The 12,319-nt window shown below is 69.5% G+C and carries 11 protein-coding genes; 8 read left to right on the forward strand and 3 right to left on the reverse strand.

Translation table 11 applies throughout. The annotated features are described in order from the left end of the window. The 3 genes from AC1HC7_RS00970 to AC1HC7_RS00980 all read left to right on the forward strand — a co-directional run. Positions 1 to 1,561, forward strand: a 1,561-nt coding sequence (locus AC1HC7_RS00970) for a KpsE/RkpR family capsule polysaccharide export protein (RefSeq protein WP_479498563.1), incomplete at its 5' end; no start/stop codon positions are given. An 8-nt stretch (positions 1,562 to 1,569) separates the two neighbouring features. Next, a complete protein-coding gene (gene kdsA / locus AC1HC7_RS00975; RefSeq protein WP_479495887.1) occupies positions 1,570 to 2,439 on the forward strand; it encodes a 3-deoxy-8-phosphooctulonate synthase in 870 nt (289 codons plus the stop codon). A gap of 60 nt (positions 2,440 to 2,499) precedes the next feature. Further along, positions 2,500 to 3,999 (forward strand): phosphomannomutase/phosphoglucomutase, encoded by a 1,500-nt coding sequence (locus AC1HC7_RS00980; protein ID WP_479495886.1) that lies wholly within the window; start codon positions 2,500 to 2,502, stop codon positions 3,997 to 3,999. 203 nt (positions 4,000 to 4,202) lie between these two features. Here the strand turns inward: AC1HC7_RS00980 and AC1HC7_RS00985 are convergent, their stop codons facing one another. Further along, positions 4,203 to 4,790 (reverse strand): YqgE/AlgH family protein, encoded by a 588-nt coding sequence (locus AC1HC7_RS00985; RefSeq protein WP_479495885.1) that lies wholly within the window; start codon positions 4,788 to 4,790, stop codon positions 4,203 to 4,205. A 177-nt stretch (positions 4,791 to 4,967) separates the two neighbouring features. Between AC1HC7_RS00985 and AC1HC7_RS00990 the strand changes: the two genes are divergently transcribed. From AC1HC7_RS00990 to AC1HC7_RS01010, 5 genes are all read left to right on the forward strand, one after another. Further along, complete coding sequence (locus AC1HC7_RS00990; protein WP_479498564.1) at positions 4,968 to 5,810, forward strand: protein-disulfide reductase DsbD domain-containing protein; 843 nt, start codon at positions 4,968 to 4,970, stop codon at positions 5,808 to 5,810. Positions 5,811 to 6,018: 208 nt separating this feature from the next. Beyond that, positions 6,019 to 6,462: a MaoC family dehydratase gene (locus tag AC1HC7_RS00995; protein ID WP_479495883.1), complete on the forward strand. Its 444-nt coding sequence runs from the start codon at positions 6,019 to 6,021 to the stop codon at positions 6,460 to 6,462. A 54-nt stretch (positions 6,463 to 6,516) separates the two neighbouring features. Further along, positions 6,517 to 7,470 (forward strand): bifunctional riboflavin kinase/FAD synthetase, encoded by a 954-nt coding sequence (locus tag AC1HC7_RS01000; RefSeq protein WP_479495882.1) that lies wholly within the window; start codon positions 6,517 to 6,519, stop codon positions 7,468 to 7,470. Positions 7,471 to 7,557: 87 nt separating this feature from the next. Further along, complete coding sequence (locus tag AC1HC7_RS01005; protein WP_479498565.1) at positions 7,558 to 8,019, forward strand: YcgN family cysteine cluster protein; 462 nt, start codon at positions 7,558 to 7,560, stop codon at positions 8,017 to 8,019. Position 8,020: 1 nt separating this feature from the next. Further along, entirely contained in the window at positions 8,021 to 9,073 is a 1,053-nt protein-coding gene (locus AC1HC7_RS01010) for a threonine aldolase family protein (RefSeq protein ID WP_479498566.1), read from the forward strand. Between the two features lie 60 nt (positions 9,074 to 9,133). Here the strand turns inward: AC1HC7_RS01010 and AC1HC7_RS01015 are convergent, their stop codons facing one another. Next, positions 9,134 to 11,056 carry a calcium-binding protein gene (locus AC1HC7_RS01015; RefSeq protein ID WP_479495878.1) on the reverse strand — a complete coding sequence of 641 codons (1,923 nt, stop codon included), beginning with the start codon at positions 11,054 to 11,056 and terminating at the stop codon, positions 9,134 to 9,136. Between the two features lie 91 nt (positions 11,057 to 11,147). Further along, complete coding sequence (hslO, locus tag AC1HC7_RS01020) at positions 11,148 to 12,215, reverse strand: Hsp33 family molecular chaperone HslO (RefSeq protein ID WP_479495877.1); 1,068 nt, start codon at positions 12,213 to 12,215, stop codon at positions 11,148 to 11,150. Between the last annotated feature and the right edge of the window lie 104 nt (positions 12,216 to 12,319).

The following is a 12,319-nucleotide window of genomic DNA, read 5'->3' on the forward strand; positions in this document are numbered from 1 at the left end:
GAAGGCCGATGCGGCGGCGCAGGCCGAGGCGCCGGACGGGGCGCCGGACGGGGCGGCGGGCGGGGCGCAGGCCAAGGCGCCGGACGGGGCGCAGGACGGGGCGGCGCCGAAGGGGACCGACAGCCCAACCGGGATCGACCCCGCCCGCCTGCGCGAGGCCGCCGAGGACGCCAACCTGCGCGCGCGCGACATCGCCGAGCGCGAGGCCGCGGCGACGCCGCAAGGGGCGCCGCGCGCCGGCAGCGCCGCCGATCGCGAACTTGACGACGATGACGACGGCCCGCCCGCCGCAAGGGGCCCCCGCGCCCGCCGCCGCGTCCGGCGCAAGCGCGACCAGCAGATCGCCGCGGCCGCGCCCAGCCCCGAACTGCTGCGCTTGCAGGCCGAACAGGCCGAGCGCGTGGCGCAGATCCAGCGCGATCTCGCCGCGCGCCGCCGGCGCCGCTCCATCGCGCTGATCCTGCGCATCGTGGTCTTCGTTCTGCTGCCGACGCTGGTCGTGGGCACGTATTACTACCGTTTCGCCACCGACATGTTCCTGTCCGAGAGCGCCTATGTGGTGAAATCCGCCGCCCCGGTGACGCCCGAGGGCGGCATGCTCGACAGCCTGGCGACGTCGCCGCTGGCGACGTTGCAGGATTCGATCTCGGTGCAGGATTTCATCGAATCGCGCGAGATCCTGACGCGGCTCGACCGCGATCTGGGTTACATCGCGCATTTTCAGGACCCGCGCATCGACCCGATCCAGCGCCTGCGCGCCGATGCGTCGCTGGAGGACGCCTACGCCTATTACCGCAGCCATGTCTCGGTCAGCTACGACCCCACGGAATCGCTGATCCGCATGCAGGTCGTGGCCGCCACGCCGCAGATGGCGCAGGCGATCTCCGACGCGCTGATCCGCTACGCCGAGGAGATGATCGACGGCCTGTCCGCGCGCCTGCGCACCGACATGGTGACCGACGCCGAAACCGGCGCCGTCGAGGCGCGCGCGGCGCTGGTGGCGGCGCATATGAAGGTGGCCGAGATCCAGCACCGCCTGCGGGTGTTCGGCGCCGAGGAGGAAGTCGGCGGCGAGCGCAGCATCATCCAGTCCCTGCAGCTCGAAATCGAGGCCGCGCGCGCCCGTCTCGACGAACTCACGACCTACGCGCCCGAGGACGACCCGCGCGCCCGCGACCTGCGCCGCCAGATCGCCTTCAAGCGCGGCCAGATCGACGAGCGCCGCGCCCGCATCACCGGCACGGGCGAGTCCGCGACGCCCGACGCGGCGGAAGCCGACTGGCCCCTGTCGCGCATCAACGCCGAACTGCAGCGCGCCAAGGTCGAGATCATCACCCGCCAGCAAAGCTTCATGTCCGCGCAGGCCAGTCTGGAAGCGGCGCGGCTTGAGGCGCGCCGCCAATTCAGGTATCTGGCGAGGATCGTGAAACCCTCGCTGGCCGACAAGTCCACGCGGCCGAGGCGGGCGGAGAACACGGCGCTGGGTTTCGTGATCTTCTTCGGCGCGTTCTTGATGATTTCGCTGACCGTCTCCGTCTTGCGGGAGCAGTTCAGCGTGTAGGAGGCCACATGCCCGCCACGTCTGACACCCCGCAATCCATCGCGCCGAGGCAGGTCCGGGTCGGGGCGCTGACCTTCGCCAACGACGCGCCGCTGGCGCTGCTGGCCGGCCCCTGCCAGCTGCAATCGCTGGATCACGCGCTGATGATCGCCGAACGCCTGGCCGAAGCCTGCGACGCCCTCGGCATCGGTTTCGTGTTCAAGGCCAGCTACGACAAGGCCAATCGCAGCTCCATCGGCGGGACGCGCGGGCTGGGCATGGCGCGCGGACTGGAGATCCTCGCCGAGATCCGCGCCCGCGTCGGCTGCCCGACCGTGACCGACGTGCACGCCCCCGAACACTGCGCGATCGCGGCGCAGGCGGTGGACATGCTGCAGATCCCCGCCTTCCTGTGCCGCCAGACCGACCTGCTGATCGCGGCGGGCGAGACCGGGCGCGCGGTGAACGTGAAAAAGGGGCAGTTCCTGGCGCCCTGGGACATGCCCCATGTCGCCGCCAAGATCGCCGCGACCGGCAACGAGAGCATCCTGCTGTGCGAACGGGGCACGTCCTTCGGCTACAACACGCTGGTCAGCGACATGCGCGCCCTGCCCCAGATGGCGGCGACCGGCTATCCGGTGGTGTTCGACGCCACCCATTCCGTGGCCCAGCCCGGCGGGCGCGGCGCCTCCTCGGGCGGCCAGCGCGAATTCGCCCCGGTGCTGGCGCGCGCCGCGGTCAGCCTCGGCGTCGCTGCGCTGTTCATCGAGACCCACGAGGACCCCGACAGCGCCCCCTCGGACGGCCCCAACATGATCCCGCTGGCGCAGATGCCGGCGCTGCTGCAAAGCCTCAAGGCCTTCGACCGCCTGGCCAAAGCCGACCCGATCCGCCTGTAGCCGGATCCGCCCGTTCGCCCCCAGGACAAACCGCCCCCAAGACAACCCCCGGAGCCGCCCATGACCGACCGACCGCGCCCCGCCGTCGCCCGCAACACCTGGGACGAACTGCGCGAACCCATGATCGCGCCCGCCGGGTTTCGCGAATACGACGCTCGCTGGCGCTTTCCCGATGACATCAACCTGCCCGGCATTCAGGCGCTGGGGCTGGGGCTCGGCACCCAGATGCACGAGGCCGGGATCGCGCCGCGCATCGCGGTGGCCAACGACTACCGGGCCTATTCGCTCAGCGTCAAGCAGGCGCTGACCATCGGGCTGATGCAGGCCGGACTCGAGGTGCTCGACATCGGCCCGGCGATCACGCCGATGGCCTATTTCAGCCAGTTTCACCTCGACGCCCCGGCCGTCGCCATGGTCACCGCCAGCCACAATCCCAATGGGTGGACCGGCGTGAAGATGGGGTTCGAGCGCCCCCTGACCCACGGCCCCGAGGAAATGGCCCGCCTGCGCGACATCGTGCTGGGCGGCGAGGGCGTGGAACGCGGCGGCGGCGGCTACGCCCGCATCGACGGGGTGCGCGAGGCCTATCTCGACGATCTGGCCGGGGATTTTCGCCTGTCGCGCCCGCTGAAGGTGGTCTGCGCCTGCGGCAACGGCACGGCCGGGCATTTTGCGCCCGAACTGCTCCGGCGCATCGGCGCCGAGGTGGTGGAGCGCCATTGCGGGCTCGACTACGATTTCCCCAACTACAACCCCAATCCCGAGGCCATGGAGATGCTCCGCGACATGGCCGCGGCGCTGCGCGACGCCGGCGCCGACCTGGCGCTTGGATTTGACGGCGACGGCGATCGCTGCGGCGTGGTCGATGACGAGGGCGAGGAGATCTTCGCCGACAAGGTCGGGGTGATCATGGCCCGCGACCTGATCAAGCTGCACCCGGGCGCCACATTCGTCACCGACGTGAAATCCACCGGGCTGTTCGCGTCGGACCCGGACCTGATCGCCGGCGGCGCCCGGGCGGATTACTGGAAGACCGGCCACAGTCACATGAAACGCCGGGTGAAGGCGCTGGGCGCGCTGGCGGGGTTCGAGAAATCCGGGCATTACTTCCTGGCCGAGCCCATCGGGCGGGGATACGATTGCGGCATGCGGGTGGCGGTCGAGATATGCCGGATGCTCGATCGCAATCCCGAAAAATCCATGTCCGACCTGCGCCGCGCCCTGCCGGTGACCTACGGCACGCCGACCATGTCGCCCTATTGCGCCGATGACGAGAAATACGCGGTGATCGAGCGGATCCGGCAAAAGCTGGAGGCCATGGCCGCTGACGGGGGCGCGCTGGGCGGGCGGCGGATCACCGGCGTCGTCACGGTCAACGGCGCGCGGGTGATGCTGGAGAACGGCGCCTGGGGGTTGATCCGCGCATCCTCCAACACCCCCAATCTGGTGGTGGTCTGCGAGAGCCCCCATAGCGAGGGCGAGATGCGGGCGGTGTTCGAGGATCTGGACGCGGTGCTGCGCAGCGAATCAGCGGTCGGCGAATACGATCAGCGGATCTGATCGCGTGCCCTGCGCCGCCAGACCCGGCGACGGCGGTCGGGGCGGCGGCGATCAGGGCGGCGGCGGATCTGCTGATCTGCAACGCCGGGCTGCTGGTTGCGCGCGGCGGCATCGACGACCCGGCCCGCACCGCCGCGAACCAGGTCGCGACCTGGGCCGAGACCTTCGCCCTCAACGTCGCGGGGCGTTCTTCGCCGCGCGGCTCAGGCGTGGCCGCCCTGGGCGGACAGCATCGCCGGGTTGACGCCGATGCGGCGCAGCGCGCCGGCCCATTTCGCGGAATCGTCGCTGTCAAAGATCAGGTCCGGATCGGCGGGGCAGTCGAGCCAGCCATTGTGCTGCAGCTCCGCCTCCAGCTGCCCCGGCGCCCAGCCCGCGTAGCCCAGCGCCAGCACCGCCGATTTCGGCCCGGCGCCCTCGGCCATGGCGCGCAGGATTTCGACGGTGGCGGTCAGATAAAGCCCCTCGGAGAGCGGTTTGGTCGCGCCCTCCAGCATGAAATCGCCGCTGTGCAGCACGAATCCGCGGCCCATTTCCACCGGGCCGCCGAAATGCACGTCGATGCGCCTGGCCGCGTCATCGCCGGCCACGTCGATGTCGAGCTGTTCAAGCAATTCGCCGAAATCCAGATCGGCGGAGGGCTTGTTGACGATCAGCCCCATGGCCCCGTCCGCGGAATGGGCGCAAAGATAGACCACGCTCTGGGCGAAGCGCGGATCGCGCATCCCCGGCATCGCCACCAGCATCCGGCCTTCAAGGGTTGCGGCGGTATTGGGTTTGGTGTCGCTCATGGGATGAAAATGGCCCCGAAGGGGCGCGCATTCAACGGATTGCGACGAAATTTCCCAACCCGCGCGGGGTGCGGCGCAGGGGCGCAACATTCGGGCGCGCGCCACCTCGCCGGTTTGTGACCGCGACGCGACGCGCCGGCGACTGGACTTTGCGCCGCGCGCCTCTAGGATCGGGGCATGAGCAGAAAATCACCAAGCCGCGCGTTTGCCATCGCCCTGACGCTGGCCATGGCCGCGACGCCGCCCGTCGCGCAGGCGGGCGAGAACGCCGCCACGTCGAACGAACGCACCGCCGCGCGGCTGTTTTCGGGGCGCGTGGAGCCCGACGGGGCCCGCATCGCCGGATTGCAGATCGGCCTCGCCCCCGGCTGGAAGACCTATTGGCGCAATCCCGGCGATTCGGGGATTCCGCCAAGCTTCGACTGGAGCGGCTCGGCCAATGTCAGCGGCGTCGAGGTGGTGTTCCCCAACCCCGAGCTGTTCGACAGCTACGGCATGACCACCATCGGCTATTCGCGCGACGTGACCCTGCCCCTGCGCGTCGAATCCGAGGACCCGGCCAAGCCCGTGACCCTGCGCCTGTCGATGCGCTACGGGGTGTGTTCGGATGTCTGCGTGCCGGAAACGGCGCGGCTGACGCTGGCCATTCCGCCCGGGGCCGAGGACGGCGCGGCGCTGATCGCCGAATCGCTGGCCAGCGCCCCGAAAAGCGGCGCCGAGACCGGGCTGCGCGTGGCCCGCTGCACCATGGTCGGGGCCGGCCCCGAACGCCGCTTCGAGGGCGAATTCCAGCTTGGCGGCCGCTTCGCCGATCCGCTGCTGGTGGTGGTCGAGGGGCCCGAGGGGGTGTGGTTCTCGCCCGCCGAGGTCAGCCGCTCGGGCGAACGCGTCACCGCATCGGCCGAGGCGCTGCTGAGCGATCCGGATCTGTGGGTGGATCGCAGCAGCCTGCGGGTGACGCTGCTGGACGGATCGCGCAATGTGGAGATTCTGGGCTGCGGCGCCGGGTCCACGGGCTAAGGCCTTCAAGCAACATAATTTCGAAAATCGCCGCCATTAATCAAAATAGTTGCGCGACCCTGTTGCCCCCCCTCCGGTGACGGGCTATTCATCTTGCAATGCAACATGAAACCGCGCCGGGATTCCGAATCGCGCGCGCCACTGGTTCAGGATGGCCCCCTTGTCACGCAAACCCGTGTCAGGAACGCCCGTGTCAGGAGAGTCCGACATGCTCGACAATCTGCCCCGCGGCACGATCTGCATCGAAGAACTGGAAATCGGCATGATCCGGTATCTGCGCAAGACCATCGAGGACCGCGACATCGCCATGTTCGCGGAGATCTCCACCGACCGGAACCCGGTGCATCTGGACGAGAATTACGCGCGCGACACGATCTTTGGCGGGCGCATCGCCCACGGCATGCTCACCGCCGGGCTGATTTCGGCGGTGATCGGCGAACAGCTGCCCGGCCACGGCACGGTGTATCTGGGCCAGACCCTGAAATTCATGGCCCCCGTGCGCCCCGGCGACACGGTGGAGGCGCGCGTGGAAGTGCGCGACATCATTCACGCCAAACGCCGGGTAACCCTTGATTGCCGCTGCCTCGTGGGCGATACGGTCGTATTGAAGGGAGAGGCGGTGGTGCTCGCGCCCTCCTCGAAATTCGACTGACTTAGGCCGCATCGCCCGATCACGCGGGGCGCGGCGCCGCGAACGAGGAATTTCATGCGGATCATCAAGGGGCTTGGCCCGGTTGGCGCCGGGGATCGCGGCGCCTCGGCCGCGCTTGGCAATTTCGACGGCGTGCATCGCGGCCACGCGACGGTGATCGACACGGCGCGGCGCGCCGCGCAGCGCGTCGGCGGCCCGCTGGGGGTCGTCACCTTCGAGCCGCATCCGCGCCAGTTCTTCGCCCCCGACGCGCCGCCCTTCCGACTGATGAACGCCGCCTCGCGGGCGCATCGGCTGGACCGGCTCGGGGTCGACATCCTGTATGAATTGCCGTTCGACGGCGCGCTGGCGGCGTTGAGCGCCGAGGATTTCGCCCGCGACGTGCTGGCCGGGGCGCTGGGGCTGAACCATGTGGTGGTGGGCGCCGATTTCCAGTTCGGCAAGGGGCGCGCAGGCAACGCCGACACCCTGCGCGCGCTGGGCGCGGCGCATGGCTTCGGGGTTTCGGTGGCGCCGCTTCTGGCCGATGCGGCGGGCGAGTTTTCCTCGACCGCCATCCGCCGCGCGCTGGTCGAGGGCCGGCCCGAGGACGCGCGCAAGATGCTCGGCCACTGGCACCGCATCGACGGCGTGGTGGCCCATGGCGACAAGCGCGGGCGCGGCCTGGGCTTTCCCACCGCCAACATCCTGCTGGAAGACCTTCTGCTGCCGCGTTTCGGGGTCTATGCGGTGACGGTCGAGGTGCTCGACGGCCCGCGCAAGGGCGAATACCGCGGCGCCGCCAATCTGGGCGTGCGCCCAACCTTTGGCGTCAACGCGCCCAATCTCGAAACGCACCTGTTCGATTTCGACGGCGATCTCTACGGGGCCGAAGTGTCGGTGGCGCTGGTGTCCTTCCTGCGCGGCGAGGAGAAATTCGACGATCTCGACGCGCTGATCGCCCGCATGCGCGACGATTGCGATCTGGCGCGCGCCCGGCTGGCCGAGGCGCTTGACCCCGCGGACTGAAATCGCCGGGCCCAACCGGGCGGCGCGGGCCGGGTCCCGGGCGATCCCGGCTGGACGCGCGCGCCCGCCTGTGATCCTTTGCCGGACATGAAGGATGACGCGCGGCGGCGAAGCGATTTCTGGCGCCACACACCTCTTGACCAGATGACCGACGCGCAGTGGGAATCGCTCTGCGACGGCTGCGGGCGCTGCTGCGTGCTGAAGCTGGAGGACGAGGACAGCGGCAGGATCGTCTACACCGACGTGCATTGCCGCCTGTTCGACCCGGACAGCTGCCGCTGCGGCAATTACGCGATCCGCAAGCAGCTGGTGCCGGGCTGCGTGACGCTGGACCCCGCGACCATCCACGAGATCAAGGGCTGGATGCCAAGCACCTGCGCCTATCGGCTGCTGGCCGAGGGCCGCCCCCTGCCCGACTGGCACCCGCTGATCACCGGCGATCCGCGCAGCACCGACGCCGCCGGCATCGCCATGCGCAATTGCACGACGCCCGAATACGAAGTGGACGAGGACGACCTCCCGGACCACGCCATTGAAGGAAAGCTCTGAGATGTGGTTCACCTCCGACAACGCCGGCCCCGCCCATCCCGCGATGCTGGAATCCATGACCCGCGCCAATGACGGCTACGCGGCCTCCTATGGCGGCGACGGGATTTCCGCCCGCGTGACGGCGCTGGTGCGCGAGGTGTTCGAAGCCCCCGAGGCGGTGGTGCATCTGGCCTCCACCGGCACCGCGGCGAATGCGCTGGCGCTGGCCTGCCTGTGCCCGCCCTGGGCCACGGTCTATTGCCACGAGGAAGCCCATATCGAAGTGGACGAATGCGGCGCGCCGGAATTCTACACCGGCGGCGCCAAGCTCACGCTGCTGCCTGGAGATCACGCGAAGATCGACCCGCAGGCGCTTGAAGCCAAACTGGAAACCGCCGAACATGTGGGCGTGCATAATGTCCAGCGCGGCGCGGTGTCGATCACCCAGGCGAACGAACTGGGCGCGGTCTACGGCCTGGACGAGGTCGCCGCGCTGACCGCGCTGGCCCGGCGCTGGGACCTGCCGGCGCATATGGACGGCGCCCGCTTCGCCAACGCCGTGGCGCGGCTGGGCTGTTCGCCCGCCGAGCTGTCCTGGAAAGCCGGGATCGACGTGCTCGGGCTTGGCGCCACCAAGAACGGCGCGCTGGGGGTGGAGGCGGTGATCTTCTTCGACCCGGAAAAAGCCTGGGAATTCGAGCTGCGGCGCAAGCGCGGCGGGCATCTGCATTCGAAGATGCGCTATGTGGCGGCGCAGATGGAGGCCTATCTGAGCGACGGGCTGTGGCTTGATCTGGCGCGGCGCGCCAACGCCGCGGCGGATCGGCTCGCCGCCGGGCTCGCGGCGTCGGGCGTCGCGGAGATCATGCATCCGGTGGACGCCAACATCATCTTCGCCGCCCTGCCCCGGCGCCTGCATGACCGGCTGGCGACGCGCGGCGCGCGGTATTTTTACTGGCCCAACGATCCGGCGCCCGCGGGCCCGGCCGATGCGCGCCATGGCTGCCGGCTGGTCTGCAACTGGGCGACGCGCGACGAAGACATCGACGCGTTCGTCGCGGCGCTGCGCGACTGACCGGGCGACAGGCCCCGCGCCGGGCCCCTCGGATCGAGGCGCCTGGCGCAAGGCCCGGGATCAGAAGATGAAATCGTCGCTGCTGAAATCGGGCGCATTGGCGTCCTCGACCCGGATGACGCCGCCGTCATAGGCGATCAGCACGTCATTCCCGTCCTGCGTGACATTGAGGTCCTGAAAATCCGCGGCCCCGGAATTGAACTTGATGTGATCGACCCCGTCGCGGAAATCGGTGATCCGGTCCCGACCGCCGCCGGTTGCGAACACGAAGATGTCCGCCGCCCCGCCGCCGGTCATCACGTCGCCGCCGGCGCCGCCGTTCAGCACGTCGCGCCCGCCGCCGCCGATCAGCCGGTCCTGGCCGCCGCCGCCGAGCATCACGTCATTGCCGAAGCCGCCGATCAGCCGGTCGCCGCCGGCGGCGCCGTTCAGGTAGTCATCGCCCGCGGCGCCCTTCATCACGTCGTTGCCCGCGCGCCCGACCAGACGGTCGCCGCCGCCGCCGCCGAGCATCACGTCCCTGCCGCCGCCGCCGTTCAGCAGATCGGCGCCGAGCCCGCCCACCAGCCGGTCATTGCCGGCGCCCCCGAACAGCTTGTCGCCGCCGGCATTGCCGAACAACTTGTCATTGCCCAGATCGCCGAACAGCCGGTCATCGCCGGCCGCCCCGCGCAGGATGTCCGCGCCGCCGCGCCCGTGGATCAGATCGTCGCCGCCCAGCCCGTTGATCCGGTCCGCGCCGGCGCCGCCGGCAAGCGTGTCGTCGCCGGCGCTCGGCCCCTTGGGCCCGCCGCCGCCGCCCGCGCCGTAGACGCGGTCATGCAGGTCGGTGAAATTGCCGTTCAGCGACCGGCTGTCATCGCCGAAGCCGATCAGCAGCTTGCCGTTCTTGCCCTGGGCGATGAACGGATCGCTCTGGTTGGCCAGCGCGAACTTGTTGACCCGCACTTCGTCGCCGTCACGCGCGCCATCGGCCTTGAACGCCTGCGCGCGCACCGAAAGCCCGCTGGAATCGCCGCTCTTGCCGCCGGAATCCTCCCAGGCGATGGCGAAGCCGCCGTTCTTCAGCGCCGTCAGGTCCAGATCGCGCTGTTCGCCGGCGCCCCGGTGGGCGGCGGTGAATTCTCGGGGAGAAGCGGCGGAGCCGTCGGGGTTGAACAGCCGGAACACCACCGTCGCGTCGCCGTCGAGGTTGCCGTTGGCCTTGGGCGTGTCGGTCTCGTAGGCGATCACGAAGCCGCCATTGTCGAGCGCCGCGATCTGGGGGGTGCCCACCCGATCGCCGATGCGGAAACTGACCTGATTGCCGCCGTCCCTGTCGGCGATCAGCACGGTGAGCTTGGCGAGGTCATCGGCGACGGTGACGATGCGCCCGTTGTTCAGCTCGGCCACCTGCGGCCTGATGTAGCTGGCGGACGCGCCGTCGAGCAGCACCCGTTCGGGGCCGACCCGCTGGCCCGCGGCGGTGAATTCCTGCGCGTAAATATCGCCGTCGCCGCTGAAAACCGGCGCGCGCTCGTCCTCCCATACGGCGTAGAAGCCGCCGTTCTTCAGCGCCGTGATCGCCGGGCGCGACTGATGGTCGGCGCTGTCGGCGTTCAGCGTGATCTCGGCCCCGACCTTCCGCCCCGCCGCGTTGAACACCTGGGCGCGGGCCTCGTTCTGATCGGATGTCAGGGTGATGTCGTGCCAGACCACGACGAAGCCGCCATTCGTCAGCGCCGTAACCTCCGGCAAGGTCTCCTGCCCCGGCGCGGTGGTGTTGATCTGGAACACCTGACCCAGGGGCTTGCCGCCGGCGTCGAGAAGCCGCCCGGCGATATTGGTCAGCGCCGTGTCGGGCAGGCCGGGGAACAGCGGGCTGACGATGCCGGTCCAGACCGCGATGTACTTGCCGTTGTTGAGCGCGGCCACATCGCCGTCAATGCCGCCGACGCTGACCGTGCCGATCAGCTTCTCGGCGCTCGGATTCTTCAATCCCATAAAATGGTCCCCCAATTCGATATTGTTGCGCGCCTGCGCAAAATTTTTTGAATCCATACCCGCCAAGGACAAGCATTTTTTTAACAATAGGTTAATCCTTAGCCGCGCTGTCCGGGCTTTCGGCTTCGAATCCCAGCGTCTTCGGATCGAATTGATAATGCCGCCCGCAAAACTGGCAATCCGCCGTCAGCTTGCCCGCGTCATTGGTCATGTGGGCGATGTCCTTGGCCGAATACTGCGCCATCGCCGCCACCACCTTGTCCGGCGAACAGGTGCAGCCAAAGCGCACCGGCTGCGGGGGATGGACGCGCGGCGTCTCTTCATGGAACAGCCGCAGCAGCAGGGATTCGCATGTCACATGCGGGCCGATCAGCTCGTGGGTCTCGACGGTGTCGAGCAGCAGGTTGACCCGCCGCCAGTCCTCGCCGGCGCCGCCCATGTCGGCCACGTCGTTGGCGGACAGGGGTCCGTCCTCGCCGCCGGGGCCATCGATCGCCCTGTGGGGCGCGACCGGGGGCAGGTGCTGCAGCATCACCCCGCCGGCCCGCCAGACCGGAGCGCCGCCGGGCGCGACGGTCTCGGCCGAGGCCAGGGCGAATCGGGTGGCGATCTGCTCGGACTGGGCGAAATAGGTCTCGGCGCTGGCGGCGATCGAACCGCCGGTCAACTGGGTCACGCCCTGATAGGGCTGCATGCCCTCGCCCTGGTCGATGGTCATCGCGAACAGCCCCTTGCCGAGCTGCGCGAAGGCGCCCGCCCCGGGCGCCACGGCCGCGGCGTCAAACCCGGCATAGGCGCGGATGCGCGCCGGTTCGCCGGGGGCGGCAGGGGCGAAGTAATCGGTGGCGATGAGCCGGATCGGCCCGTCGCCGCGGATCTGCAGGCTGAGACGCCAGCGCAGCTTGATGGTCTCGCCGATCAGCGCCGTGAGCATCGCCGCCTCGGCCACCAGCCCCGAGACCAGCGGCGGATAGGCGTGCTGTTCGAGGATCCCCGCCAGCGTCGCGTCGAGCCGCGCCACCCGGCCGCGGATATGCGGGCGTTCAAGCTGGAAGGGCAGGATCGAATCGTCGCCGCAGCCGGCCGTTGCGGTATTGGGCGCTGCGGTTTCAGGCGGTGTCGGGCCGGACTCCGACTTGCTGGCGGGATGCGAGGCCATCATGCGTCTCCGGGGTGATCTGCGACGGGCGCGAAGGCGGGAGACTTACAGAACCGCGCCGATTTTCGCAATCGCCCGCAACGCGCCCGCCATGGACGCGGCCC

The organism is Oceanicella sp., from assembly GCF_056449545.1.

Excerpts from the sequence above, each read along its gene's own strand:
- kdsA (WP_479495887.1), top strand. The coding sequence starts at position 1,570 with ATGCCCGCCACGTCTGACACCCCGCAATCCATCGCGCCGAGGCAGGTC.
- AC1HC7_RS00980 (WP_479495886.1), top strand. The coding sequence starts at position 2,500 with ATGACCGACCGACCGCGCCCCGCCGTCGCCCGCAACACCTGGGACGAA.
- AC1HC7_RS00985 (WP_479495885.1), bottom strand. The coding sequence starts at position 4,790 with ATGAGCGACACCAAACCCAATACCGCCGCAACCCTTGAAGGCCGGATG.
- AC1HC7_RS00990 (WP_479498564.1), top strand. The coding sequence starts at position 4,968 with ATGAGCAGAAAATCACCAAGCCGCGCGTTTGCCATCGCCCTGACGCTG.
- AC1HC7_RS00995 (WP_479495883.1), top strand. The coding sequence starts at position 6,019 with ATGCTCGACAATCTGCCCCGCGGCACGATCTGCATCGAAGAACTGGAA.
- AC1HC7_RS01000 (WP_479495882.1), top strand. The coding sequence starts at position 6,517 with ATGCGGATCATCAAGGGGCTTGGCCCGGTTGGCGCCGGGGATCGCGGC.
- AC1HC7_RS01005 (WP_479498565.1), top strand. The coding sequence starts at position 7,558 with ATGAAGGATGACGCGCGGCGGCGAAGCGATTTCTGGCGCCACACACCT.
- AC1HC7_RS01010 (WP_479498566.1), top strand. The coding sequence starts at position 8,021 with ATGTGGTTCACCTCCGACAACGCCGGCCCCGCCCATCCCGCGATGCTG.
- AC1HC7_RS01015 (WP_479495878.1), bottom strand. The coding sequence starts at position 11,056 with ATGGGATTGAAGAATCCGAGCGCCGAGAAGCTGATCGGCACGGTCAGC.
- hslO (WP_479495877.1), bottom strand. The coding sequence starts at position 12,215 with ATGGCCTCGCATCCCGCCAGCAAGTCGGAGTCCGGCCCGACACCGCCT.